Raw genomic sequence first — 24,081 nt, 5'->3', positions numbered from 1 at the left:
CGAACCGACCCCCGGCCCGCCGGACCACGGACCCGCCCGACGGAGGCTGCCGCCGATGTACCAGCCCGCGATCGACCTGGCCACCGTCACGGCGATCGACATGCACGTGCACATCGAGGTCGACGACCACGGTCACACCTCGCTGCCCGAACCGCTGGTGGCGGCGGCGTCGAGGTACTTCCGGACGGACGGACCCCGGCCGGCGGTCGACGCGGTGGCGCGGTACTACCGCGAGCGCGCCATGGCCGCCGTCGTCTTCACCGTGGACGCGGGCACCCAGCTGAGGCACCCGCCGCTGTCCAGCGTCGACATCGTCCGGGCCGCCGCCGAGCACGCCGACGTGCTCATCCCCTTCGGGTCGGTCGATCCGCGCACCGGCGGGGCGGCCCTCGAACTGGCCGACCGGCTGATCACCGAGGAGGGGGTACGCGGCTTCAAGTTCCACCCCACCGTCCAGGGCTTCGACCCCGGCCGCGACGAGTACGCCCCGCTGTGGGGCCTGATCGAGCGGGCCGGGCTCCCGGCGATCTTCCACACCGGGCAGACCGGCATCGGCGCGGGCACCCCCGGCGGTCACGGCCTGCGGCTCGGCCTGTCCAACCCGATGCTGCTCGACCCGGTGGCGGCCGACTTCCCGGACCTCCAGATCGTCATGGCCCATCCGTCGGTGCCCTGGCAGGACGAGGCGCTGTCGGTGGCCACGCACAAGCCCAACACCTGGATCGACCTGTCCGGCTGGAGCCCGAAGTACTTTCCGGCAGAGCTGGTGCGGCACGCCAACTCGGTGCTCCGGCACCGGGTGCTCTTCGGCACCGACTACCCGTTGCTCACCCCCGACCGGTGGTTGCGCGACGTCACGACCACCGACCTCAAGCCGGACGTGCTCCCGGGCATCCTCAAGGACAACGCGGTCCGGCTGCTGGGCCTCGCCGGGGAACGACGAGAGGAAGCACCATGACCACGACCATCAGCTACGACCAGCTCCCCGACCTCGCCGGCACCGATCTGGGGCACACCGGGTACCGGACGGTCACCCAGGACCAGGTGAACCTGTTCGCCGACGCCACCGACGACCACCAGTGGATCCACGTCGACCCCGAGCGGGCGGCGGCCGGGCCGTTCGGCGCACCGATCGCGCACGGCTTCCTCACGCTGTCACTGGCCGTGCCGTTCTGGACCGAGCTGCTCGAGGTCAAGGGCGTGTCCACGAAGGTGAACTACGGGCTCGACCGGGTGCGCTTCCCCGCGCCGGTGGTGGTCGGCGCGCGGGTGCGGATGCGGGCCGCCGTCGCCGAGGTGACCGGGGTGCGCGACGGCTACCAGCTCACCGTCGACCAGACCATCGAGATCGAGGGCGTGGCCAAGCCGGCGGTCGTCGCGCGGGGGTTGTACCGCTTCCACGCCTGAGCCGGGGGCGTCCTCCCCGCCTGAACCCCGTGGGGGGCGTCCGGGCCGGCCGCGCACACCACCACCAGGAGGCTGCTGATGCACCAGCACGGGATCGGCGCGTGGGTGGCCAAGCGCCGGCTCACGTCCCCGGACCGGATCGCCCTGATCCACGGCGAGGGGTCCACCGTCACGTACGCCCAGTTCGCCGACGCGGTGGACCGCGTCGGCGCGGTGCTGCGGGAACACGGCGTCGGCGTCGGCGACGCCGTGGCCTACCTGGGCGAGAACAGCCCGGAGTTCCTGGAGGTGATGTTCGCGGCGGCCCGACTCGGTGCGGTGTTCGTGCCGGTGAACACCCGGCTGGCGCCCCCCGAGATCGGCTACCTCCTGGCGGACTGCGACGCCCGGGTGCTGGTCCACGACCCGGAGTTCGCGGCGTCGGTGGCCACCGCCCTGCCGGCCGCCCGGGTCCGGCAGGTGGTGGTCACCGGCGAGGGCACCCCGGACCGGCCGGGGCTGGCCGCGTTGGTGCGGGAGGCCGACCCGGAGCGCACCGGCCGGGCCGACCCGGGCCTGGCGGACCCTGCGGCGATCGTCTACACCTCGGGCACCACCGGTCGGGCCAAGGGCGCGGTGCTGACCCACGGCAACCTCACCTGGGTCGCGCTCAACTGCGTGGTCGACTACGACGTCGTCTCGACCGACGTGGCGCTGATGATCTCGCCGCTGTTCCACGTCGCCTCGCTGGGGATGGGTGCCCTGCCGGTCATCCTCAAGGGCGCCACGATGGTCGTCGAGCGGGGCTTCGAGCCGGGGCGGGCGCTCGCCCAGATCGCCCGGCACGGCGTCACCATGCTCAGCGGCGTGCCGACCACCTACCAACTGCTGGCCGACCATCCCGCCTGGGCCTCGACCGACCTGTCCACGCTGGCCAAGCTGACCTGCGGCGGTTCGGCGGTGCCGACCCGCATCCTGGACGCGTACGAGGCGCGGGGCCTGTCCTTCTCGCAGGGGTACGGCATGACCGAGGCGTCGCCGGGCGCGACCGCGCTGCCACCCGCGTTGACCCGGGCCAAGCAGGGCAGCGTCGGCCTGCCGCACTTCTTCACCGACGTGCGGATCACCGACCCGACCGGTGCCGTGCTGCCCGCCGGTGCGGTCGGCGAGATCGAGGTGGCCGGTCCCAACGTCTTCCCCGGCTACCACGGCCTGCCGGCGGCGACCGCCGAGGCGTTCACGGCCGACGGGTGGTTCCGCTCCGGCGACCTGGGCCACCTGGACGCCGACGGCTGCCTCTACGTCACCGGCCGGCTCAAGGACATGATCATCTCGGGCGGCGAGAACATCTACCCGGCCGAGCTCGAACTGCTGCTCGGCGAGATCGACGGAGTGGTCTCGGCGGCCGTCATCGGGGTGCCGGACGACCGCTGGGGTGAGGTGCCGTGGGCGATCGTGACCGTCCGGGAGGGGGCCGCCGTGGACACCGACGCCGTGCGCGCGTACCTCGACGGCAGGATCGCCCGCTACAAGCTGCCGAAGAACGTGGTCATCGTGGACGAGCTGCCGCGGACCGCGTCGGGGAAGGTGCGGAAGGCGGAGCTGCGGGCCCGGTTCGCCGGCTGACCGTGGGCCGGGCCGCGACGAGCGCGGCGAACTCCGCCGTGGACGCCTGGGCCAGCGCGCGGTGCGCCCGGCGGTAGGTCTCCACCGACCGGGCGGCCGGCCACTGCGCGTCCATGAACTCCGCCGGCAGCCGGGGGTCGGCCCGCAGCAGGGCGAGCCAGTCCGCCACCAGCATCGTCCGTACGGTGAGGGCGCTCGTCGCCGTGGCCGTCGCGGCCGGGTCCGCCCACCGCTCGATGAACGCCAGGTGCTCGCGGCGGATCGCCTCGATGTCCCAGGCGGCGCGGACGCTCCCGCCGATCGGGAAGCCGGCGAGCTCCCGGGCGTGGAAGGCGACCACGGCGTGCGGTGCGAGATCCTGCCGCAGCGGCTCCAACGACCCGGCCAGGTCGACCTCGCCGGGTGCCAGCCACAGCCCGTCGCGGATCGGCGCGAAACCCTCCCAGGTGAGGGTGGACCGCAGTCGGTGCCGCAACCTGCGGTGGTCCTCGGGGATCGAGAAGGTGACCAGCGTCCAGCCGCCGCCCTGCGGGTCGAACGGCCGTGGCCCGCGTACCCGGTGGGTCGCCTCGCGCAGCACCGCCGTCCCGTGCTCGGTCAGCGCGAACAGCGTCTCCCGGCCGCTGCGGCCGCGGGCGAGGACGCCGCTGCGCACGAGCCGGTCGAGGGTGGCCCGGGTCGCCGGTGCGGCGACCCCCGCCCCCTCCAGCACCGTGATCAGGACGCTCGCCCGGATCGGCCCGGTGGCGTCGTCGACCACGTGCTCGCCGAAGAAGGCGAGCAGCAGCTGCTTCGGTTGACGCCGACCCACGGCTGTCCCTCTCGGTGCGTTCGTCGTCCGGGCGTCGCTCACGGCGCGGACCGCTCCGCCGGCTGCCCCCCGCGCTTGGCCCGCTGGATCTCGCCGTAGACGCGCGTACGCAGCTCGGTGAAGCGAGGCAGGGCGCGGGTGGTGATCTGGTCGCGCTCCGGCGGCAGGTCGACCGTCAGGTCCTCCCGGACCCGGGTCGGGGCGTGGGAGAGCACGAGCACCCGCTCGCCCAGGTACACCGACTCGTCGATGTCGTGGGTGACGAACAGGATCGACATCTGCCGGCGGGCGTGCAGCTCGCGGACCAGATCCTCCAGGTCGGCCCGGGTCTGCGCGTCGACGGCGGCGAACGGCTCGTCCATGATCAGGATCTCGGGCTGGTAGGCGACGGCCCGGGCGATCGCCACCCGCTGCTGCATCCCGCCGGAGAGCTGCCACGGGTGGCTGCGCGCGGCGTGCCCCAGGCCGACCGCGTCGAGCGCGTCGGCGACCAGTGTGCCGCGCGCGGCGCGGGAGAGCTTCTTGTGCCGCAGCGGCAGCTCGACGTTTCCGCGCACCGTCAGCCACGGGTAGAGGCTGCGCCCGTACTCCTGGAACACCACCGCCATGGCGGGGCTCGGGCCGGTCACCGGGGCCCCGTGCATCTCGACCACCCCGCCGGTGGGCCGCAGCAGACCGGCGAGGCACTTCAGCAGGGTGGTCTTGCCGCACCCGGACGGCCCGACGATGCAGACCAGCTCACCGGCGTCCATGGTGAAGCTGAGGTCCCCGATCGCCTCGACGTCGCCGGTGGGGGACTCGTAGACCTTGCGCAGGTGCTCCACCCGCAGCAGGGTGCGCCGGTCAGACACGGTTGACCTCCCTGATTCCGTGGTACCAGCGCAGGACGCGCCGTTCGACGAGACCGAACACCACCGCGAGCAGCACGCCGACCAGCCCGAGCAGCAGGATGCCGCTCCACATCTCGGCGACCAGGTAGTTGCGCTGGAAGTAGGCGATCCGGTAGCCGAGCCCGGCCGACGAGGCGAACATCTCGGAGATGACCATCAGGATGAGGCCGACCGACAGGGCCTGCCGGACCCCGGCCATGATCCGTGGGCTGGCGGCCGGGAGCACCAGGAACCACAGCCGTTCCCACCAGGTGACCCGGAACGACCGCGCGGTCTGCGTCATGACGCTGTCGGTGGACCGGACCCCCTCGATCGTGTTCAGCAGGATCGGCCAGACCGCGCCGGAGACGATCACCACGACCTTCATGGTGTCGGTGATGCCGAGCAGGAGCATCATCACCGGGATCAGCACCGGCGGCGGGATGGCCCGGAGGAACTCCAGCAGGGGTTCGAGCAGCTCACGCAGCCACCGGGTCAGGCCGATGACGGTCCCGGCGGCGGTGCCGAGCACGATCGACGCGCCGAGGCCGAGGCCGAGCCGGGCGAGGCTCGGCAGCACGTCCCCGGTGAACGCCGGCCCGATCCAGGTGTCGACGAAGGCGTCGGCGATGGTCACCGGGTCGGGGAAGAACCGGTTCGTCGCCCTCGTCGCCACCAGGCCCCAGAGCACCAGGAGCAGCAGCGGCAGCCCGAGGGCGTGCAGCAGGCCCGCCGCCAGCCGGCCGCCGGTCCGGCGCCGGGGCGGTCGGCCGGCGGTTCCGTGCCCGGTCACGGCGTCTCCTCGCCCCGTACCGACTGGTGCCAGGACAGCGTCCGCCGCTCGACGAACCGGAAGACCAGGTTCACCGCCAGCCCGAGCAGGCCGGTGACCACGACCAGGGCGTACAGGCCGACGGCGTCCCCGGCGGACCGGGACAGCTCGATCATGCGGCCGAGGCCGGGGTTGCCGATCACCATCTCCGCGGTGACGGCCAGGATGAGCGCCACCGCCGCGGCGAGCCGCAGCCCGGTCATCAGGTACGGCAGGGTGGTCGGCAGGACGAGATGGGTCAACCGCTCGCGGCGGCGCAGCCCGAAGCTGCGGGCGGTGTCCCGGGCGACCGCATCGACGTCGGCGACCCCGTAGATGACCTGTACGAACACCTGCCAGAACGACGCGTAGACGATGATCACCAGGGCGGCCTCGCGCTGGATGCCGAACATCAGCACGGCGAGCGGGATCAGGGCGACCGACGGGATGGGACGCAGGAACTCCACCGTCGTGTGGGTCGCGCGCCGCAGGAACGGCACCAGCCCGACGACCGTGCCGAGGACGACGGCGGCGACCGTGGCCACCGTCACCCCGATCGCCCACGACGTCATGGTGCTGCCCAGTCGCCGCCAGAACGCGAGGTCGACGAGCTGCTCGGCCAGCCGGGCGAGCACGTCGGTCACCCGGGGCAGGTACTGCGGGTCGACCAGGCCCAGCGTGGGGACCGCCTGCCAGCAGACGAGGAAGCCGGCCAGGCCGAGGCCGCCCAGCAGCACCCTGCGTGCCGTGCGCAGGCGTCGGGTGGGGGGCACGCGCATGTCACCTCCGTGGTGGCGCGGACGACGCCGCCCGCCCGGGGTCGGGCGGGCGGCTTGCCGGCTACTGCTGGTGGACGAGGCGGTCGAGATCGGGCTGCCGGTCGAGTACCCGGTACTTCTGCGCGAGTTCGGCGAGCTTCTGCAGGCTCGCCCGGTCGACGTCCCAACCGAACGCCGGCAGCCGGACCGATTCCGCCACCGGCGGCGGCAGTTGCAGGTTGTCCTTGATGGCCTGCCGGACGGCCGGCTCGTTGGCCGGGTCGCCGGCCCACTCCAGGGTCTTCTTCATCGCCGCCGAGAAGTCCTCGACCAGTGCGGCGTCCTTGTCGGTGCGTTCGGTGGTGGTGATCGTGGTGAGGGTGGCCAGGCCGGGCACGACCGCCTGGTAGGGCGCGACGACGAAGGTGTCGCCCCGGCTCTTCAGCTGGGTGACGAACGGCTCCGGCACCCAGGCGGCGTCGATGTTGCCCGCCGCGAGCTGGGCCGGCGCGTCCGGGAAGGCCACCTCGACGAACTTGATCCTGGTCGGGTCGCCGCCGTCCTTCTCCACCGCCGCCATGATCGTGACGTCGCCGGCCGCGCCCAGGCTGTTGACCGCGACCCGTTTGCCCGCCAGATCGGCCGGCCGCCGGATGCCCGACTTCGCCGAGGCCACCACGGCGTTGATGTCGTCGCCGTCGGCGTACGAGGAGGCGTAGTTGCCGATGATGACGACGCCGAGCTTCTGCAGGTCGGCCCGGAACGGACCGAAGGGCTGACCGATGGCGAAGTCGATGTCGCCGTTCATCAGCGCGGGGATGGCCTGTGCGCCACCCTGGGCGGGCAGCACCTCGACCTGGAGCCCGCGCTCGGCGAAGATCCCCGCCCTGATGCCACCCCACAGCGCGGCGGTCTCGGTGATGGGCAGCGCCGCGACCCGGACCTTGCGCAGGTCACCCGAGGCCTGCGGGGACGGGCTGGACGCGTCGGAGTCGGTACATCCGGTGAGGGCGATCGCGGTGACGGCGATCAGCCCGAGAGCCATGACCTTCTTCATTGACGAGGCCCTTCCTGGGCGGGGGTGGTGGGGTGCGTCGGAAGTCGGCGGTACGCCTCGGTTCTGCGGGGGATCGGTGCTGCGGGGAAGCGGTGCTGCGGGGGGAGCAGAGCTGCGGGGGAACGGTGCTGCGGGGGAACGGTGCTGCGGGAGACCGGTCGCGGCGTGGGGACGTACGCCGCCGTGCTGGCCATGGTCGGCCACCACGGCATCGAAAGTCAATAATTTCTGACGCCCGTCATGAATGAGTTGAACAACGCTGCGTCGTGGTGGCGTCGCTCCGGCGCGTACCCGGATGGCGGTGGGCCAGGCGGCGCGACGGCCACCGGGTGGCCGCGCCCCCGTCCGGGCGGGTCCACGGTGGTCAGACCTCGGCCAGACCTACGTAGTTCTCGGCCAGGCTGGTGGCGTAGGCGCGGGAGGTGGCGACGTACCGCAGGGTGGCGGTCTGCAGCTTCGCCTCGTACGGGTCGTCGGTCGCCAGCCGGTGCAGCATGGAGGTCATCCACCAGGAGAAGTGCTGCGCCCGCCAGACCCGGCGCAGCGCGGTGGCCGAGTAGCCCGCCAACAGGTCGGTCCGCCCGTGGCCGTACCAGGCGGCGAACGCCTCGCCGAGCAGCGCGACGTCGGCCAGCGCCAGGTTCATGCCCTTCGCGCCGGTCGGCGGGACGATGTGCACCGCGTCGCCGGCCAGGAACAGCCGTTCCCACTGCATCGGCTCGACCACGAAGCTGCGCATCGGGGTGACGGACTTCTCCAGCACCGGCCCCTCGGTGAGCGACCAGCCCGGCACCGTCTCCAGCCGGGTCCGCAGCTCCGTCCAGATCCGTCCGTCCGGCCAGTCGGCGACATCCGCGTCCGCCGCGACCTGGAGGTACAGCCGGGAGACCTCCGGTGAGCGCATGCTGTAGAGGGCGAAACCCCGGTCGTGGTGGGCGTAGACGAGTTCCCGCACCGCCGGTGCGGCGGCGGCCAGCACGCCGAGCCAGGCGAAGGGGTACGCCCGTTCGTGGCTGGTCAGCACCCCCTCGGGCACCGCGGCCCGGCTCACCCCGTGGAAGCCGTCGCAGCCGGCCACGAAGTCGCAGCGCAGCTCCTCCGCGCGCCCGTCGCGTCGGTAGTGGACGACCGGCGCGTCGGAGTCGAGCCCGGTCAGCCGGACGACGTCGGCGTCGAACAGCAGCGTGCCGCCGGCCGCGAGTCGGGCGGCGATCAGGTCCTTGACCACCTCCTGCTGGCCGTAGACGGTGATCGCCCGGCCGGTCAGCTCGGTCATCGGCACCCGGTGCGACTCACCGGCGAAGCGCAGCTCGATACCCTCGTGCCGCAGTCCCTCCCGGCGCAGCCGCTCGCCGAGACCGGTGCGGCAGAGCAGGTCGACCGAGCCCTGTTCGAGGACGCCGGCCCGGACCCGCTGCTCGACGTGGCTGCGGCTGCGGGTCTCCAGCACCACCGAGTCGATGCCCTGCCGGTGCAGCAGGTGCGACAGCATGAGTCCCGCCGGCCCGGCGCCGACGATGCCGACCTGGGTACGCATCTGCGACCTCCTCGTTCCCCGTGCGGCCCCGGTCCAGACGGGAGTGTGCGGGGTCCTCCCGGGAGGCTGCGGGCTGCGCCCGACGGGTGTCCGGCGGTGTTCGGTGACCGAACGGCCGTTCTCCCTATGAACGTTGGCACGCGGTCCGGCCGCCGTCAACGCGTTGACGTACGTCGTTGTCCGTCGTACGTTCGACATGAGTACGGCGGTCCGCATGGCGCACAGCCGGCGGTGCCCGGTTCGCGGCAGGCGGGGGAGGCTGATGGCGCGGCTCGTCTCGCTCGCCGACGGCGTGGCGGAGCTGGTCCGCGACGGCGACACGGTGGCCCTGGAGGGGTTCACCCACCTCATCCCGTTCGCCGCCGGTCACGAGGTCATCCGCCAGCGACGGCGGGAACTCACCCTGGTCCGGATGACCCCCGACGTGGTCTACGACCAGCTCATCGGGGCCGGGTGCGCCCGTCGCCTGGTCTTCTCCTGGGGCGGCAATCCGGGGGTGGGCTCGCTGCACCGCTTCCGGGACGCCGTGCAGCAGGGCTGGCCGCGCCCGCTGGAGCTGGAGGAGCACAGCCACGCCGGGATGGCGAACCGCTACCTGGCCGGGGCGTCCGGGCTGCCGTTCGCCGTGCTGCGCGGCTACACCGGCACCGACCTGCCCCGGCACACGGCCAACGTCAGCTCCGTCACCTGCCCCTTCACCGGGGAGACCCTCACCGCCGTGGCGGCCCTGCGCCCGGACGTGACGGTGGTGCACGCGCAGCGCGCCGACCGGGCCGGCAACGTGCAGATCTGGGGCATCACCGGGGTGCAGAAGGAGGCCGTGCTCGCGGCGCACCGGTCGCTGGTCACCGTGGAGGAGATCGTGGACGAGCTGACGCCGGTGCCCGGCCAGGTCGTGCTGCCCGGCTGGGCGGTCACCGCCGTCGCCGAGGTGCCCGGCGGCGCGCACCCCTCCTACACGCAGGGCTACTCGGTCCGGGACAACGACTTCTACCGGGCGTGGGACGCCGTGAGCCGGCACCGCGACACCTTCCGGGCCTGGCTCGACGAGCACGTGCACCGGGCCGGGGTGGCGACGTGAGCGGGGCGGACGCGACGACGGACTGGACCGCCGACGAGATGATGACCGTCGCCGCCGCCCGGCAACTGCGCGACGGCACCGCCTGTTTCGTCGGGATCGGGTTGCCCAGCACGGCGGCGAACCTCGCCCGGGCGACCCACGCCCCGCACCTGGCGCTGGTCTACGAGTCCGGCTGCCTCGGCGCGAAACCGGACCGGCTGCCGCTGTCCATCGGCGACGGCATCCTCGCCGACACCGCCGACGCGGTGGTGTCGGTGCCCGAGGTGTTCAACTACTGGCTCCAGCCCGGCCGGATCGACGTCGGCTTCCTCGGCGCGGCGCAGCTCGACCGGTACGGCAACCTCAACACCACCGTGGTCGGCGACTACGACGCCCCCCGGGTGCGGCTGCCCGGCGCCGGTGGCGCACCGGAGATCGCCGCCTCCTGCCGCGAGGTGGTGGTGATCGTCCGGCAGAACCTCCGCACCTTCGTCGAGCGGGTCGACTTCGTCACCTCGGTCGGGTACGGGGCGGGACCGGGCGACCGGGAACGGCTCGGCCTGCGCGGCGGCGGTCCCCGCCTGGTGATCACCGACCTGGGCGTGCTCGAACCCGATCCGGTCAGCCGCGAGCTGACCCTGACCCGGCTGCATCCCGGGGTGACCCAGGAACGGGCCCGGGCGGCCACCGGCTGGGACCTCGCCGTGGCCGAGCCGCTGACCACCGGTGACCCGCCGACGCCGCACGAGCTGGCGGTGCTGCGGACGTTGGCGACGACCACACGGGAGGGACGATGACCGGGGAGGCCGGCGGTGCGCCGGTGCTGCCGGCGTACCGGCGCGACGACGTCGACACCCACCCACCGCTGCTCAGTCCCGGCTACCGGTCGACCGTGACGCGGGCCCCCCGGCAGCCGCCGGTCCACCTGCCGCAGCGGCTGACCGAGGTCACCGGGCCGCTGCTGGGCGAGGGACGACTCGGCGACCTCGACCACGACCTGACCCGCCAGCACGACGGCCCACCGCAGGGGCAGCGGATCATCGTGCACGGCCGGGTCCGGGACGGCGACGGTCGCCCGGTGCCGCACACCCTGGTCGAGATCTGGCAGGCCAACGCCGCCGGGCGCTACCGCCACGCGAGCGACACCTGGCCGGCCCCGCTGGACCCGCACTTCGACGGGGTGGGCCGGACCCTCACCGACGACCGGGGGCGCTACCGGTTCGTCACCGTGCGGCCCGGCGCGTACCCCTGGCGCAACCACGACAACGCCTGGCGGCCGGCGCACATCCACTTCTCGCTGTTCGGCCGGGCGTTCACCCAACGGCTGGTCACCCAGATGTACTTCCCCGACGACCCGCTCTTCTTCCAGGATCCGGTGCTCCACGCGATCCGTGACCCGGACGCCCGGCAACGGCTGGTCGCCCGCTACGACCACGCCGGCACGGTGCCGCAGTGGGCGCTGGCGTACGGGTTCGACATCGTGCTGCGGGGCCGGGAGGGCACCCCCTTCGAGGACGGCGACGACGATGAGTGAACGGCTGGGCGTCACCCCGGCACAGACGGTGGGGCCGTACCTGAGCATCGGTCTGCACTGGCCCGACGGCCCGTACGTCGTCCCCGAGGGCACCCCGGGGGCGTTCTGGATCCGGGGCCGGATCCTCGACGGCACCGGAACGCCGGTGGTCGACGCGCTGGTGGAGAGCTGGCAGGCCGACCCCGACGGCCGGTTCGACCATCCGGACGACCCGCGCGGGGCCTGGCCGCCCGCGCTCGCGGGATTCCGGGGGTTCGGCCGCAGCGAGACCGACGAGCGGGGGCGGTACCGGCTGCTGACCGTCCGACCGGGGGCACTGCCCGCCCTGGACGGCGGCACCGAGGCCCCGCACCTCAACCTGTCGATCCTCGGCCGGGGGCTGCTGCACCGCCTGGTCACCCGGCTCTACTTCCCCGACGAGCCGGCGGCCAACGCCGTCGACCCGGTGCTGCGCGGTCTCGACGCCGACCGCCGGGCCACCCTGCTGGCCACCACCGCGCCGGACGGGTTCCGCTTCGACATCCGCCTCCAGGGTGACCGTGAGACCGTCTTCTTCGCCGTCTGACGGCCTGCTCTCCGGCCTCTCCGGCACCCCGGACGTGGACGCCGAACTCGGCGACCCGGCCCTGTTGCGGGCGCTGCTGGACGGGGAGGCGGCGCTGGCCAGGGCCGGGGCGGACGCCGGTGTGCTGCCCGGGTCGGCGGCCGACGCGATCGTCGCCCGGTGCCGCCCCGAGCGGTACGACCCGGTTGCCCTCGGCCGGGCCGCCGACGCCGCCGGGAATCCGGTCGTCCCGCTGGTGCGGGAGTTGACCGCCGCCGTGCCCGCCTCGGCCCGGCCGTGGGTGCACCTCGGGGCGACCAGCCAGGACATCCTGGACACCGCGCTGAGCCTGGTGGCGGTGCGGGCGCTCGGTCCGCTGCTGCGCCACCTGGACGCCGCCGTCGACGCCGCCGCCCGGCTCGCCGCCACCCACCGGGACACCGTGCTGGTCGGCCGGACCCTCGGGCAGCAGGCGGCACCCACCACCTTCGGGCTCAAGGCCGCCGGGTGGTCGACCGGCCTGGCGCAGGCCCGGGACCGGCTCCGGCAGGCGGGTGCCGGGCAGCCCGCCCAGCTCGGCGGCGCGGTCGGCACCCTGGCCGCCCTCGGCCCGGCCGGTCCGCGGGTCGCCGAGCGGTTCGCGGCCCGGCTGGGGCTGCCCGCGAGCCCGCTGCCCTGGCACACCTGCCGGCAACCCCGCCTCGACCTGACCGCCGCCCTCGGTGCGGCACTCGCGGCGACCGGCAAGGTCGCGCTCGACGTGGGACTGCTCGCCCAGACCGAGATCGGCGAGGTCGCCGAGGGGGGCACCGGCCGGGGCGGCTCCTCGGCCATGCCGCACAAGCGCAACCCGGTGGACTCGATCCTGATCGGGGCCGCGGCGCGCCGCGGCCCCGGCCTGGTCGCCACCCTGTTCGGCGCGGCCGTACAGGAACACGAAAGGTCCGCCGGCGGCTGGCACGCCGAGTGGGAGCCGCTGTGCGAGCTGCTGCACCTGGCCGGCGGTGCCGCCGGCCGGTGCGCCCGGCTACTGACCGGGTTGCACGTCCGTCCGGAACGGATGCGGGCGAATCTCGACGCGACCGGCGGGCTCGTGCTCGCCGAGGCCGTCGCCGCCCGGCTGGCCCCCGCCGTCGGGCGCAGCGCCGCGCACGACCTGGTCACCCGCGCCGCCGCCGCACCCTCGTTCCGGGCCGCGCTGCTCGCCGACCCCGAGATCCGCGCCCATCTGTCCGAGGCGCAGCTCGACGAGGCGCTCGACCCGCACCGGTGGCTCGGGTCGGCCGGCCCGCTCGTCGACCGGGCGCTGGCCGCCGTCCGGGGCGCGGGCCGGTGACCTCCCGGCTGCACGTCACCGTCGACGGTCCGGCCGCCGCGCCGGTGCTGCTGCTCGGCAGTTCCCTCGGCACCACCGCAGCGATGTGGGAACCCCAGGTCCCGGTGCTCGCCGAGCGGTTCCGGGTCATCCGGTACGACCACCTGGGTCACGGCCGCTCGGCGGTGCCGGACGGGCCGTACACCCTGGACCTGCTGGGCCGGGAGGTGCTGCGGACGCTGGACGCCCTCGCGGTGCCGTGGGTGCACTACGCCGGGCTGTCCCTCGGCGGGATGGTCGGGATGTGGCTCGCCGCCCACGCGCCCGAGCGGGTGCGGCGGCTGGCGCTGCTGTGCACCGCGGCGTGGCTCCCCCCGCCCGCCCCGTGGCGGGAGCGGGCGGCGACGGTACGGGCCGGCGGCCTGTCGACGATCGCCGACGCGGTGGTGGCCCGCTGGTTCACCCCGGCGTTCGCCGTGGCCCGCCCGGACGTGGTGGCCGGGTGCCGGGAGCTGCTCACCGCGACGCCCCCCGCCGGCTACGCCGCCTGTTGCGAGGCGATCGCCGCCATGGACCTCCGCCCCGACCTGGGTCGGATCGGCACGCCGACGCTGGTCGTCGCGGGCGCGGACGACCCGGCGACCCCGGTCGCGCACGCCCGGGAGATCGCCCGGGGTATCCCCGGGGCACGGCTGGTCGTCCTCGACGCGGCGGCGCACCTGGCCAACGTCGAGCAGGCCGGGCCGGTGGGTCGGCTCCTGCGTGAGCACTTCGAGGAACCGGGTGAGCGATGAACGACCACGAGCGGCACGAGGCCGGCATGGCGGTACGCCGGCAGGTGCTCGGTGACGCGCACGTCGACCGCGCGGTCGCCGGCACCGACGAGTTCACCGCCGACTTCCAGGACTTCATCACCCGCTACGCGTGGGGGGAGGTGTGGAGCCGGCCGGGTCTCGACCGGCGTACCCGTAGCTGCGTCACCCTCGCCGTGCTGGCCGCCCTGCACCACGACGAGGAGCTGGCGATGCACGTGCGGGCCGCGCTGGGCAACGGGCTGAGCCCGCAGGAGGTGGCGGAGGTGCTGCTCCAGGTCGGCGTCTACGCTGGCGTACCGGCGGCGAACCGGGCGTTCCGGGTGGCCCGGGAGGTCCTGCGGCAGGAGGCGGGGTGAGCGTGGGCGGGGAGGCGGCGCGGTCGCCGGACTTCGTGCAGTCGCTGGAGCGCGGACTCGCGGTGATCCGGGCCTTCGACGCCGAGCATCCGCGGCTCACGCTGAGCGAGGTGGCCCGTCGGACCGGGCTGACCCGGGCCGCCGCCCGCCGGTTCCTGCTCACCCTGGTCGAGTTGGGTTACGTGCACACCGACGGCCGGTTGTTCTCGCTGCGGGCGCGGATCCTCGCCCTCGGCTACGCGTACCTGTCGGGGCTGAGCCTGCCCGAGATCGCGCAGCGGCACATGGAGGCCCTGGTCGCGCAGGTGCACGAGTCCTGTTCGGTGTCGGTGCTCGACGGCGACGAGGTGGTCTACGTCGCCCGGGTGCCCACCAAGAGGATCATGACGGTGGGGATCAACGTGGGCACCCGGTTCCCCGCGTACGCCACCTCGATGGGACGGGTGCTGCTGGCCGCGCAGCCGGCGGACTGGTTGGACGGCTACCTCGCGACCGCGTCGCTGCGGCCGTTGACCCGGCGTACCGTCACCGACCCGGCGAGGTTGCGGGCCGTCCTGACGAAGATCGCCGGCCAGGGCTACGCCATCGTGGACCAGGAGCTGGAGGAGGGGTTGCGCTCGCTGGCCGCACCGATCCACGGCGAGGACGGCACGGTCGTCGCGGCGGTGAACCTGTCCGCCCACGCCAGCCGGGGGTCCTTCGAGCTGATCCGGCGGGAGCTGCTGCCACCGCTGCTGGCCACGGCGCGGCGGATCGAGGAGGACCTGCGGGGCGCGGCCTGAGCCGGCCGGACCGCCGTCACCCCACCCGGTAGAGCCGGTCCGCCGGGTCCACGACGGCGTTCAGCAGCGCGCCGGGCACGAGCGCCGGGTCGTCGGGCCGGACGGTGTCGGCCTCGAAGGCGGCGAACCCGGGTCCGTGGATCCGCAGGTGGAGCAGGAGCCCCGGGTCCTCGCCGCCGAGGTGGTGCGCCACGGTGAGGATCTCCGCCGTCGCGGCGACCCCGGTGGCGTCGAGCTGGCGCGCGTCGCGGCGGGACCGGTCGACCACCCGCCAGCCGAAGAGGCCGAAGCCGACGCTGACGACGGTGGTGAACACCCCGCCGGCGAGCAGGCCCCAGCGCTCCCCGGTCGACACCGGCAGGTCGCCCAGCAGGTCGGCGGCGAGCAGGGCCGGCCCGGGCAGGCAGATGGCCAGGAAGACCAGCCGGCAGAGGAAGGCGCCGACCGGGCCGATGCGGTTCTCGGCCTCCCGGGGTGCGCTCGTCATGTCGGCACCCTAGAACACCCCTCGGCGGGCCGGTACCCGGTACCGGCCCGCCGCGCGGTCTGATCCGCCTGCCTCCTCGGGCGGTCGGTCAGCTTCCGGTGCAGGTGGCGGTGGCGCCGGCGCCGGTCCCGGTGCCCTGGAATCCGAAACTGGTGGCCTGCCCGGCGGCCAGCCGTCCGTTGTAGCTCTGGTTCGTGACGGTGACGCTGCCGCTGGTGCCGCTGCCGACGCCGTTCCACAGCGAGGTGACCGACGCTCCGCTCGGCAGGTTCAGGGTGACCCGCCAGCCGGTGAGCGCGCTGGTTCCCGCGGTGACGCTGACGTTGGCGACGAACCCGCCGTTCCACTGGTCCTGCACGGCGTAGACCGCGGTGCAGCCGCCGTTCCCGCCGGGCGGCGTGGTCGGCGGGGGAGTCGTCGGTGGGGGAGTGGTGGGTGGGGGAGTGGTGGGCGGTGGCGTGGTCGGTGGCGGCGTGGTGGGCGGGGGAGTGGTGGGCGGCGGGTCGCCGAGCGTCAGGTTCTTCTGCTGGACGGTCCACTGGGTGCGGCAGAGCCCGCAGTTGGCGCCGACGAAGTTGCCGCCGGCGGTGGTGTCGCCCTTGAGCCGCCACTTGAGGTAGAGCACCGCCACCCGGCCGAACTCGCCGCCGTTGGGCTGGTCGTAGGTGCCGCCGTGCCCGACGTTGAGGTTGCCCATGAAGGCGGGCAGCCCGGCCGGCAGCTTGCCCCAGTCGTCGATGGCGTTCGGGTAGGCGATGTCGCTGGGGCCACCGACGAAGTAGGCGATCGGCTTGGTCAGCCGCCGGAGCTGGTAGTCGTCGGCGTCGTTGAGCAGGCCGCTGCTGAAGATGCCGGTGGTGGTCACCCGGGGGTCGTTGGAGACGGCGTACGCCTCCAGGCCGCCGCAGGAGAAGCCGGCGACGGCGACCTTGCCGGTGTCGATCCGGTTGTAGTACTTGCTGCCCTGGCGGGAGTTCTCGGCCACGGCCCAGTCGATGGACTGGGTGAGCATCTGCGAGTTGGTCGAGCCGGAGGCGTTCGGCCCGCCGTTGGCGATGGCCAGGAAGCCGTGCGAGGCGATCTCACGCAGGAAGTTGCCCTGCGAGAGGCCGTTGGCCGAGCAGCCGCCGTTGCCCCAGACGAGGATCGGCAGCCGCTCGGACGGCAGCGTCTGCGGCCGGAAGATGGTGTGGTTGGGCAGGCTGGTCGAGGTCTCGTAGTCGGCGGGATAGGGCCCCGATCCGCCGACCGCGGCGTCGGCCGGTGTCGCGCCGAGGGTCATCAGCACGGCGGCTGCCGGCACGAGCGCGGCCGTCAGGCCGGCGTAGAGCTTCGATCTGAGTGGCATGCACCCTCCTGCGGGTGTCGGCGGTGGCACCCCCTGCGGTGGCGGGTCTACCGCCGGCCCGACCAGGGTGGTCAGCGCCGGTGACGGGGCGGGTCGACGTGGACGCGTCGACCGCCCTGCCGCGGTCCCACAGGCGGTCGCGGTATGCAGTTACTATCACTGTGGTAACGAAAAGTGTCAATGTCTTGCCTGTCTGGCGGGCCGGGTCCGACGCCCGTCCGTGCCGGTCAGTCGGTACGGCGTGGGACGCCGGGCGGGCCGTCGGCCGGTTCCGGGCGGGTGGCGTCCCGGGTGGCGTCGAAGTGGGTGATCCAGCCGGCGGCGGCCGGCCAGTGCGGGGCGGCCACCTCGACCAGCCGGGCGCGGGCGAGCGCGCCGAGCGCGCCGTGGACGTCCAGGAAGGTCTCCCGGGCCTGCTGGCGGGGCCAGGGCTGCGGTAGCAGGTGGGCGGGCAGGTCCGGGTCGGTGTCGGCGAACCGCCGCCAGGAGTCCATCGCGGAGGTGCGCGCCACCAGCGCCGTGGCCGGGTCGACCGAGCCCCGGCGGGCGGCCGCCCGCAACGGCGCGTAGCGCGCGACGAAGGCCGTGTAGCCGGCGGCGAGGCCGGTCAGGTCGTACGCGGCGGCCGGGCCGTGCGGGCCGGACTCCTCGTCGAACCGGGCGTGCAGCACCGACCAGCGCGCCCCCTCGACGGCGTGCAGCAGCGCCGTCAGCTCCGCCCGGACCGCTCCGGCGTGGCTGCCCGGCCGGATCCACACGCTGTCGTAGAGGCCCACGAAACCGTGGCCGGTCAGCGCCCGGCGCACCGCGTGCCGGGCGGCCTGGCCGGAGCTGGGGACCGAGAAGGAGACCACCACCCAGTCCCCGGTCCAGTGCGGTGGGCGTGCGCCGAAGTCCAGGAAGTACCGCATCCGGGAGCGGTGCCGGGCGATCGCCGCGGGCGTGAGGTGGTAGACCGGCGGCCGGGTGTTACCCCGGGCCGCGATGAGACCACGCTTGACCAGCCGGGACAGGGCGGCACGGGCGCTCGGTTCGGTGATCCCGAACTCCCGCAGCATCGCGATGACCGCCGCCGACGGCAGGTCGGCGTCCGCGGAGTCGAGGTACTCACCGAGCAGGGTGGCCAGCAGGTGCTGCGGGCTCGACCCGAGCTGGGCCCGGGGGGTGCGGACGTCGTCGGTGGGCTGTTCGGCGTTCACCCCGTCAGATTGTCCCACCACGGTGGGGCCGCGCCCGGCCGCCGGGGTCGGGCGCGACTTCTCCTCCGGTTCCGGCCCCGACTCCGGCGGGAGGCCGCCGGGCCGGTCCCGTGGCCTCCCACCGGTCGGTCAGTGGCCCATGACGAGGTCCATCACCTCGCTGCGCAGCTTGCCGAAGAGCGGCTCCTGCTTGGTGTGGATCTGGTCGCGGTCGCGGGGCAGCGGCACGTCCACCGTCGCCTTCACCGTCGACGGACCCTTGCTGAGCACCACCACCCGGTCGGAGAGGTAGACCGCCTCGTCGATGTCGTGGGTGATGAACAGGACGGACTTGTTCCACTCCCGCCACACCCGCAGGGTGAGATCCTCCAGGCTGATCCGGGTCTGCGCGTCCACCGAGGCGAACGGCTCGTCCATCAGCAGGATCTTCGGCTTGTTGATCAGCGCGCGGGCGATGGCCACCCGCTGCTGCATGCCGCCGGAGAGCTGCCACGGGTACTTCCCGATCACCGAACGGGGCAGCCCGACGGCCTCCAGCAGGCTGTCCACCGCGCTGCCCACCGCGGCCCGGCTGGCCCCGGTCCGGCGCAGCGGCAGTCCGATGTTGCGCTCGACGGTGAGCCACGGGAACAGCGAGCGGCTGTAGTCCTGGAACACGATCGCCATGTCCTCGGACGGGCCGTCGCCGATGGTCTCGCCGAACGACCGGACCTGGCCGGCGCTGGGCCGCATCAGTCCGGAGATGCAGTTGAGCAGCGTCGTCTTGCCGCTGCCCGACGGCCCGACGATGGAGACGAACTCACCGGCGCGCACCTCCAGGTCCACCTGCTCGATGGCCAGGTGGTCGACCCCGTTGGTGGTGTACGTCTTGGACAACCCCGCGACGACCAGCGCGGCCGAGGTGTCTTCCGGGTCGCTCATGCCGATCTCCCTACCGTCGGTCGCCCGCGGAGCGCCCACCGCTCGTACAGGCCGAAGAGTGCGTTGAACAGGATGCCGATCGCGCACGCCATCACCACGCCGGCGAACATCCGGGGGGTGTCGAACTTCTGCTGCTGGAGCAGGATCTGGTAGCCGACGCCGGAGGTGGAGGCGTACAGCTCGGAGCTGACCATCAGCACCACCGCGATGCCGAGGCTGACCCGCGCGCCGGCCAGGATGCGCGGCAGCGCCGCCGGGAGCACGACGAACCGGAAGCGGTCCACCCGGCGCAGCCCGATCGCCCGGGCGCTGTTGAGGGCGAGCCGGTCGACGTTGGCCACCCCGTCCATCGCGTTGAAGACGACCGGCCAGACCGAGCCGAACGCGATCACGAAGATGGGCATCCGGTCGTTGATCCCGAGCAGCACGATCGCGATCGGGATGAGCACCACGGCGGGGGTCGCGACGCCGAGCCGCACCACCGGCGCGCACAGCCACTCCAGACGTCGGCTGCGTCCCAGCGCCACACCGACCAGGGTGCCCACCGCCACCGCCAGCGCGTAGCCGATGCCGAGCCGGAACATGCTCGCGCCGACGTCGGCGACGAACGCGTCGGAGGCGAAGAGCCGGTACGCCGGTCCGCTCCACCACAGGTCGACGAACGCGCCGGCCACCCGGCTCGGTGGCGGGGTGAACGACGAGTTGCGCCAGCGCAGCAGCACCTCGGCCACGAGCACCAGGGCGAGCACGAGCCAGGTGTAGGAGACCACCCGGATGAGGAATCTGCGCACTGTCTACTCCTGCCTGGACGGACGCCAGCGGATGACGCGGCGCTCGGCGAGCTGGGCGGCGATGTTGAGCACCATGCCGGTGATGCTGACCGCGAGCACCCCGGCGTAGACCGCGTCCGCCCGTTGCGCCTCCTGGTAGCTGACCAGCACCGTGCCGACGCCGGTGGTGGCCCCGAGCAGCTCGGCGCTCAGGGTCACCACGAAGGCGATGCCGGTGGCGATCCGGATGCCGGTCACCACGTACGGCAGGGTGGTCGGCAGCAGCACCCGGCGCATCGTCTCGATCCGGCCGAACTTCAGCGCCTGGGCGACCCGCAGCGTGAGCGGTTCGACGCTGCGTACCCCGTAGATGGTGTTGACCAGGACGATCCAGAAGACCGAGAAGGTCACCACCGAGATCTTCATCTGCGGTCCGAGGCCGATGAGGACGATCGCCACCGGAATCAGCGTGACGACCGGCATGGCCCGCCCGATGTCGATCACCAGGGAGCTGGCCCGGGCCAACGGGGCGAGGTAGCCGACCACCAGGCCGAGCGGGATGCTGATGGCCACCGCGAGGCCGAGGCTGACCGCCCAGGTGGCGAGCGTGTCGAAGTACTCCCGGACGAAGTCGGCGTCCCCGAGCAGACCGCCGAACGCCCGCCCGACCGCGACCGGGCCGGGCAGCCCGGACGCGGGCACCACCCCGGCGGCGGCGACGGCGGCCCAGCCGGCGACCAGCAGACCGAGGCCCGCCGCCCCCCAGATCACCGGCTCGCCGCGCCGCAGCGCGGTGCGGAGGGCGGCCATCAAGCCGACTCGTGGACGAGGCCGGAGGTGTCGACCTTCGTGCTGATCGCGCCGAACTCGTGGGCGATGTCGGCCATCTTCTGCAACGCCGCCCGGTCCACCTCGCCGGACAGCTCCTCGAACTGGCTGGCCCGGATCGCCTCCACGGTCGTCTTGCCGAAGTCGGCCGCCATCTTCTGCCACTCCGCCTCGTTGGCCGGGTCCTGGATCTGCCGCAGCGACTCGTCCATGGCGGCCCGGAACTTGGCGATCCGGTCGGCGTTGCCGGCGACGAACTTCTCCGACGCGACGTAGCCGGCGTAGTTGATCCGTCCCTGCACGTCCGCGTACGGCTCGCCGAGCCAGGTCGCCCCGCCCTCGCGGACCAGGGTCTGGCCGATCGCCCCGCTGGCGTTGATCGCGTCGACCGCGCCGCCCTTGATCGAGGTGGCCATCTGCGCGCTCGGGATGTTGACGTACTTGATCTTCTTGTCGTCGCAGCCGGCCTTGCGGACGGCCGCGCTGGTGTAGACCTGGCCGGGGCCGTTGAGCTCGGTGACCCCGACGGTCTTGCCGACCAGGTCGCAGTAGGTCTTCGCGCCGCTCTTCGTGCTGGCGAAGACGCCCCGGCTGCGGGTCGGGTCCGGCGGCGTGGGATTGAAGTACGCACCCATCACGATCTTGACCTGCACCCCCTGCGAGGCGGCCACGATGGCTCCCCATCCACCGGAGAAGGCCAGGTCGACCTGGCCGGAGTCGGCCGCGGCGACGGCGGACGAGGCGGACGCGAGGGTGACCGGTTCGACGGCGACGCCGTGCTTGGCGAAGATGCCCTTCTGGAGCGCCCAGACCAGGGTGATCTCGTTGGGGAAGCCGATCTGGGTGACCTTCAGCGGCGCTCCCAGCGACGGGTCGGCGGGGGCGCTGGACCCGCCGTCGGAGAAGCAGCCGGACAGGGCGAGCGCGCTGACGGCGGCCAGCGCGATGCCCAGCCGCCCGCGCCTGGTCGGTCCGCCGTGCCGGCGGCGGTGCGGGGCGCGGTCGTGCGCCCGACGAGGTGCTGCGGCGGCCCGGTCTCCCGGGGTGCGCGCCTCGGGGTCCACAAGAAAAGCCATGGGGATGTCCTCCAGGGAATTGACAGGCATCCCGGACGGGCGGCCGAACCGACCCGCGCGGAGTCGCCATCGACGCGGACGCCGACCGGTGGGCCGGTGGCGGTGCTCCGCGTGCGCTGACGGGACCTGATAGGGGGGTGAGGAGGGTACGGCGGTGTCCGATCGGGTTTGCCGATCGGACGTGGTGGGTGACGCGGGCCGGTGTCGCCAGGACTTCACGACAGGCGGCGGGATGACCGGCGCCTCGGTCACGGGCACGAGGAAGGGTGGCGGCCGTGCCGACGGTGGAGCTGCGTTGACGGGTGACAAAATCCTCTATGCGAGATGGCATCTTGTCAAGCGATCCATACTCGGTCTTGACGAGTTCGCGCACCTCGCGGCGGGTGTCGCTGCCCCGGACGACGCGGAGTGCGGGGTTGACAGTGCCGACAGGATGGGTAAATCTATCGCTATCCGAGATGGCGTCTCTCTTGTTGATACAGACTGCCCCGGCCGACGACCCGCACGAGCACGACGCGATCCGGGACGCAGGAAATCTGGCGAACGAACAGCGAGGTTCAGCCGTGACCAACCAGCAGGACGTGGACGTGACGATCACCGGCGGACCCACGCCGGGATCCGAGCGGATACTGACCCCGGAGGCGGTGGCGTTCCTCGCCGGACTGCACCGCCACTTCGGGGCCCGACGCGACGAACTCCTGGCGCTGCGCGACGCACGGCAGGCCGAGCTGGACGCCGGGGCCGTGCTCGACTTCCTCCCCGAGACCGCGCGGGTACGCGACGGGGACTGGCGGGTCGCGCCCCCGGCCCCCGGGCTGGTGGACCGGCGGGTCGAGATCACCGGCCCGACCGACCGGAAGATGACGATCAACGCGCTGAACTCCGGTGCCAAGGTGTGGCTCGCCGACTTCGAGGACGCCATCACCCCCACCTGGGAGAACGTCATCTCGGGTCAGCTCAACCTCGTCGACGCGCTGGACCGCACCATCGACTTCAGCACCCCCGACGGCAGGTCCTACGCCCTCGGCGACGACCTCGCCACCATCGTCGTGCGGCCCCGGGGGTGGCACCTGGACGAGAAGCACCTGCTCGTGGACGGGCAGCCGGTCGCCGGTGCGCTGGTCGACTTCGGGCTCTACTTCTTCCACTGTGCGCGGCGGCAGCTCGACGCCGGCCGTGGCCCCTACTTCTACCTGCCCAAACTGGAGGGTCACCGGGAAGCCCGACTGTGGAACGACATCTTCGTCTGGGCACAGCGCGACCGGGGCATCCCGCAGGGCACCATCCGGGCCACCGTGCTGATCGAGACGATCCCGGCGGCGTTCGAGATGGACGAAATCCTCTACGAGCTGCGGGAGCACTCGGCCGGCCTGAACGCCGGCCGGTGGGACTACCTGTTCAGCATCATCAAGAAGCACCGCAACCGGGGAGCGGACTTCGTCCTGCCCGACCGTAACTCGGTCACCATGACCGCGCCGTTCATGCGGGCGTACTGCGAACTGCTGGTGCGGACGTGCCACGCGCGGGGCGCGCACGCCATCGGCGGCATGGCGGCCTTCATCCCCAGCCGGCGCGACGAGCAGGTCAACGCCACCGCCCTGGCCAAGGTCCGGGAGGACAAGACCCGCGAGGCGTCGATCGGGTTCGACGGGTCCTGGGTGGCGCACCCGGACCTTGTGCCGCTGTGCCGGGAGGTCTTCGACGGCGTCCTGGGCGACGCGCCGCACCAGCTCGACCGCACCCGCGACGACGTCAAGGTCGACGCCGCCGCGCTGCTGGACGTCCGGTCGGCCGGTGGGCAGGTCACCGAGGCCGGGCTGCGCAACAACGTCAGCGCCGCGCTGCAGTACCTCGCGGCCTGGCTCGACGGCCTGGGCGCGGTCGCGATCTTCAACCTGATGGAGGACGCCGCCACCGCCGAGATCGCCCGGTCCCAGGTGTGGCAGTGGGTACGTAACGACGTCGTCCTGGCCGACGGGCGGCAGGTCACCCGGGACCTGGTCGAGCAGGTGGTCGACGAGGAGATCGCCAGGATCTCCGCCGACCGGGGGCCGACCTTCGACGCCGCCGGTTACGCCGCCGCCCGGGACCTCTTCGTCGAGGTCAGCCTCGCCGACGACTTCGTCGAGTTCCTCACCCTGCCGGCGTACGAGCGGATGTCGTGAACAGTCATCGAGAAGGGATCTGATGT

Annotated in this window: 25 protein-coding genes; 12 read left to right on the top strand and 13 right to left on the bottom strand. The window is 73.2% G+C overall.

Features of this window, described 5'->3' with window-relative positions; all coding sequences use genetic code 11:
* Positions 1–55: 55 nt before the first annotated feature.
* From O7625_RS25360 to O7625_RS25350, 3 genes are all read left to right on the top strand, one after another.
* Positions 56–958 carry an amidohydrolase family protein gene (locus tag O7625_RS25360; RefSeq protein WP_282342155.1) on the top strand — a complete coding sequence of 301 codons (903 nt, stop codon included), beginning with the start codon at positions 56–58 and terminating at the stop codon, positions 956–958.
* Complete coding sequence (locus O7625_RS25355; protein WP_067312214.1) at positions 955–1,407, top strand: MaoC family dehydratase; 453 nt, start codon at positions 955–957, stop codon at positions 1,405–1,407. Before O7625_RS25360 ends, O7625_RS25355 begins: the two co-directional genes overlap by 4 nt.
* A 78-nt stretch (positions 1,408–1,485) precedes the next feature.
* Positions 1,486–3,012: a long-chain fatty acid--CoA ligase gene (locus tag O7625_RS25350; protein ID WP_282342154.1), complete on the top strand. Its 1,527-nt coding sequence runs from the start codon at positions 1,486–1,488 to the stop codon at positions 3,010–3,012.
* On the opposite strand, the gene O7625_RS25345 is transcribed toward O7625_RS25350, so the two are convergent.
* The 6 genes from O7625_RS25345 to O7625_RS25320 form a co-directional block, all read right to left on the bottom strand.
* A complete protein-coding gene (locus tag O7625_RS25345) occupies positions 2,936–3,823 on the bottom strand; it encodes a PaaX family transcriptional regulator C-terminal domain-containing protein (protein WP_282342153.1) in 888 nt (295 codons plus the stop codon). The genes O7625_RS25350 and O7625_RS25345 overlap by 77 nt on opposite strands.
* Positions 3,824–3,861: 38 nt before the next feature.
* Positions 3,862–4,674, bottom strand: coding sequence for an ABC transporter ATP-binding protein (locus O7625_RS25340; RefSeq protein WP_282342151.1), 813 nt, complete (start codon positions 4,672–4,674; stop codon positions 3,862–3,864).
* Positions 4,667–5,485, bottom strand: coding sequence for an ABC transporter permease (locus tag O7625_RS25335; RefSeq protein ID WP_282342150.1), 819 nt, complete (start codon positions 5,483–5,485; stop codon positions 4,667–4,669). Before O7625_RS25335 ends, O7625_RS25340 begins: the two co-directional genes overlap by 8 nt.
* Positions 5,482–6,282, bottom strand: a complete 801-nt coding sequence (locus O7625_RS25330; protein WP_282342148.1) for an ABC transporter permease subunit — start codon at positions 6,280–6,282, stop codon at positions 5,482–5,484. Before O7625_RS25330 ends, O7625_RS25335 begins: the two co-directional genes overlap by 4 nt.
* A 61-nt stretch (positions 6,283–6,343) precedes the next feature.
* Positions 6,344–7,318, bottom strand: a complete 975-nt coding sequence (locus tag O7625_RS25325) for an ABC transporter substrate-binding protein (RefSeq protein ID WP_282342146.1) — start codon at positions 7,316–7,318, stop codon at positions 6,344–6,346.
* 364 nt (positions 7,319–7,682) lie between these two features.
* Positions 7,683–8,855: a 4-hydroxybenzoate 3-monooxygenase gene (locus tag O7625_RS25320; protein ID WP_282342144.1), complete on the bottom strand. Its 1,173-nt coding sequence runs from the start codon at positions 8,853–8,855 to the stop codon at positions 7,683–7,685.
* A gap of 262 nt (positions 8,856–9,117) precedes the next feature.
* On the opposite strand from O7625_RS25320, the gene O7625_RS25315 reads away from it, so the two are divergent.
* The 8 genes from O7625_RS25315 to O7625_RS25280 are packed head-to-tail and all read left to right on the top strand — an operon-like array spanning position 9,118 to position 15,261.
* A complete protein-coding gene (locus O7625_RS25315; protein WP_282342142.1) occupies positions 9,118–9,936 on the top strand; it encodes a CoA-transferase in 819 nt (272 codons plus the stop codon).
* A 38-nt stretch (positions 9,937–9,974) separates the two neighbouring features.
* Positions 9,975–10,712 carry a CoA-transferase gene (locus O7625_RS25310; protein ID WP_348774025.1) on the top strand — a complete coding sequence of 246 codons (738 nt, stop codon included), beginning with the start codon at positions 9,975–9,977 and terminating at the stop codon, positions 10,710–10,712.
* Positions 10,709–11,449: a protocatechuate 3,4-dioxygenase subunit beta gene (gene pcaH / locus O7625_RS25305; RefSeq protein WP_282342138.1), complete on the top strand. Its 741-nt coding sequence runs from the start codon at positions 10,709–10,711 to the stop codon at positions 11,447–11,449. The genes O7625_RS25310 and pcaH overlap by 4 nt, the downstream gene beginning before the upstream one ends.
* Entirely contained in the window at positions 11,442–12,014 is a 573-nt protein-coding gene (pcaG, locus tag O7625_RS25300) for a protocatechuate 3,4-dioxygenase subunit alpha (RefSeq protein ID WP_282342136.1), read from the top strand. Before pcaH ends, pcaG begins: the two co-directional genes overlap by 8 nt.
* Positions 11,989–13,329, top strand: a complete 1,341-nt coding sequence (gene pcaB, locus O7625_RS25295) for a 3-carboxy-cis,cis-muconate cycloisomerase (RefSeq protein ID WP_282342134.1) — start codon at positions 11,989–11,991, stop codon at positions 13,327–13,329. Before pcaG ends, pcaB begins: the two co-directional genes overlap by 26 nt.
* The gene (gene pcaD / locus O7625_RS25290; RefSeq protein WP_282342132.1) at positions 13,326–14,102 is read left to right on the top strand and encodes a 3-oxoadipate enol-lactonase; all 777 of its coding nucleotides are present in this window, start codon (positions 13,326–13,328) and stop codon (positions 14,100–14,102) included. The genes pcaB and pcaD overlap by 4 nt, the downstream gene beginning before the upstream one ends.
* Entirely contained in the window at positions 14,099–14,479 is a 381-nt protein-coding gene (gene pcaC, locus O7625_RS25285; RefSeq protein WP_282342130.1) for a 4-carboxymuconolactone decarboxylase, read from the top strand. Before pcaD ends, pcaC begins: the two co-directional genes overlap by 4 nt.
* Positions 14,476–15,261, top strand: coding sequence for an IclR family transcriptional regulator C-terminal domain-containing protein (locus tag O7625_RS25280; RefSeq protein ID WP_282342128.1), 786 nt, complete (start codon positions 14,476–14,478; stop codon positions 15,259–15,261). The genes pcaC and O7625_RS25280 overlap by 4 nt, the downstream gene beginning before the upstream one ends.
* A gap of 16 nt (positions 15,262–15,277) precedes the next feature.
* Here O7625_RS25280 and O7625_RS25275 read toward each other — a convergent pair whose 3' ends face one another.
* From O7625_RS25275 to O7625_RS25245, 7 genes are all read right to left on the bottom strand, one after another.
* Positions 15,278–15,748 carry a hypothetical protein gene (locus O7625_RS25275; RefSeq protein WP_282342126.1) on the bottom strand — a complete coding sequence of 157 codons (471 nt, stop codon included), beginning with the start codon at positions 15,746–15,748 and terminating at the stop codon, positions 15,278–15,280.
* 88 nt (positions 15,749–15,836) lie between these two features.
* Complete coding sequence (locus O7625_RS25270; RefSeq protein ID WP_282342125.1) at positions 15,837–17,096, bottom strand: cellulose binding domain-containing protein; 1,260 nt, start codon at positions 17,094–17,096, stop codon at positions 15,837–15,839.
* A gap of 227 nt (positions 17,097–17,323) precedes the next feature.
* The gene (locus O7625_RS25265; RefSeq protein ID WP_282342123.1) at positions 17,324–18,295 is read right to left on the bottom strand and encodes a PaaX family transcriptional regulator C-terminal domain-containing protein; all 972 of its coding nucleotides are present in this window, start codon (positions 18,293–18,295) and stop codon (positions 17,324–17,326) included.
* 129 nt (positions 18,296–18,424) lie between these two features.
* Positions 18,425–19,216 (bottom strand): ABC transporter ATP-binding protein, encoded by a 792-nt coding sequence (locus O7625_RS25260; protein WP_282342121.1) that lies wholly within the window; start codon positions 19,214–19,216, stop codon positions 18,425–18,427.
* Positions 19,213–20,007 carry an ABC transporter permease gene (locus O7625_RS25255; RefSeq protein WP_282342119.1) on the bottom strand — a complete coding sequence of 265 codons (795 nt, stop codon included), beginning with the start codon at positions 20,005–20,007 and terminating at the stop codon, positions 19,213–19,215. Before O7625_RS25255 ends, O7625_RS25260 begins: the two co-directional genes overlap by 4 nt.
* Before the next feature lie 3 nt (positions 20,008–20,010).
* Positions 20,011–20,796: an ABC transporter permease subunit gene (locus tag O7625_RS25250; protein WP_282342117.1), complete on the bottom strand. Its 786-nt coding sequence runs from the start codon at positions 20,794–20,796 to the stop codon at positions 20,011–20,013.
* Positions 20,796–21,890: an ABC transporter substrate-binding protein gene (locus tag O7625_RS25245; RefSeq protein WP_282342116.1), complete on the bottom strand. Its 1,095-nt coding sequence runs from the start codon at positions 21,888–21,890 to the stop codon at positions 20,796–20,798. Before O7625_RS25245 ends, O7625_RS25250 begins: the two co-directional genes overlap by 1 nt.
* Positions 21,891–22,471: 581 nt before the next feature.
* Between O7625_RS25245 and aceB the strand changes: the two genes are divergently transcribed.
* Positions 22,472–24,055 carry a malate synthase A gene (gene aceB / locus O7625_RS25240; protein ID WP_348774024.1) on the top strand — a complete coding sequence of 528 codons (1,584 nt, stop codon included), beginning with the start codon at positions 22,472–22,474 and terminating at the stop codon, positions 24,053–24,055.
* Positions 24,056–24,081 lie beyond the last annotated feature (26 nt).

The organism is Micromonospora sp. WMMD714 (assembly GCF_029581315.1).
Taxonomy (GTDB): Bacteria; Actinomycetota; Actinomycetes; order Mycobacteriales; family Micromonosporaceae; genus Micromonospora; species Micromonospora rifamycinica.
This window is presented reverse-complemented; position numbering and strand designations above follow the sequence as displayed.

Excerpts from the sequence above, each read along its gene's own strand:
- O7625_RS25360 (WP_282342155.1), top strand. The coding sequence starts at position 56 with ATGTACCAGCCCGCGATCGACCTGGCCACCGTCACGGCGATCGACATG.
- O7625_RS25355 (WP_067312214.1), top strand. The coding sequence starts at position 955 with ATGACCACGACCATCAGCTACGACCAGCTCCCCGACCTCGCCGGCACC.
- O7625_RS25350 (WP_282342154.1), top strand. The coding sequence starts at position 1,486 with ATGCACCAGCACGGGATCGGCGCGTGGGTGGCCAAGCGCCGGCTCACG.
- O7625_RS25330 (WP_282342148.1), bottom strand. The coding sequence starts at position 6,282 with ATGCGCGTGCCCCCCACCCGACGCCTGCGCACGGCACGCAGGGTGCTG.
- O7625_RS25325 (WP_282342146.1), bottom strand. The coding sequence starts at position 7,318 with ATGAAGAAGGTCATGGCTCTCGGGCTGATCGCCGTCACCGCGATCGCC.
- O7625_RS25320 (WP_282342144.1), bottom strand. The coding sequence starts at position 8,855 with ATGCGTACCCAGGTCGGCATCGTCGGCGCCGGGCCGGCGGGACTCATG.
- O7625_RS25315 (WP_282342142.1), top strand. The coding sequence starts at position 9,118 with ATGGCGCGGCTCGTCTCGCTCGCCGACGGCGTGGCGGAGCTGGTCCGC.
- O7625_RS25310 (WP_348774025.1), top strand. The coding sequence starts at position 9,975 with ATGATGACCGTCGCCGCCGCCCGGCAACTGCGCGACGGCACCGCCTGT.
- pcaH (WP_282342138.1), top strand. The coding sequence starts at position 10,709 with ATGACCGGGGAGGCCGGCGGTGCGCCGGTGCTGCCGGCGTACCGGCGC.
- pcaG (WP_282342136.1), top strand. The coding sequence starts at position 11,442 with ATGAGTGAACGGCTGGGCGTCACCCCGGCACAGACGGTGGGGCCGTAC.
- pcaC (WP_282342130.1), top strand. The coding sequence starts at position 14,099 with ATGAACGACCACGAGCGGCACGAGGCCGGCATGGCGGTACGCCGGCAG.
- O7625_RS25275 (WP_282342126.1), bottom strand. The coding sequence starts at position 15,748 with ATGACGAGCGCACCCCGGGAGGCCGAGAACCGCATCGGCCCGGTCGGC.
- O7625_RS25270 (WP_282342125.1), bottom strand. The coding sequence starts at position 17,096 with ATGCCACTCAGATCGAAGCTCTACGCCGGCCTGACGGCCGCGCTCGTG.
- O7625_RS25260 (WP_282342121.1), bottom strand. The coding sequence starts at position 19,216 with ATGAGCGACCCGGAAGACACCTCGGCCGCGCTGGTCGTCGCGGGGTTG.
- O7625_RS25250 (WP_282342117.1), bottom strand. The coding sequence starts at position 20,796 with ATGGCCGCCCTCCGCACCGCGCTGCGGCGCGGCGAGCCGGTGATCTGG.
- O7625_RS25245 (WP_282342116.1), bottom strand. The coding sequence starts at position 21,890 with ATGGCTTTTCTTGTGGACCCCGAGGCGCGCACCCCGGGAGACCGGGCC.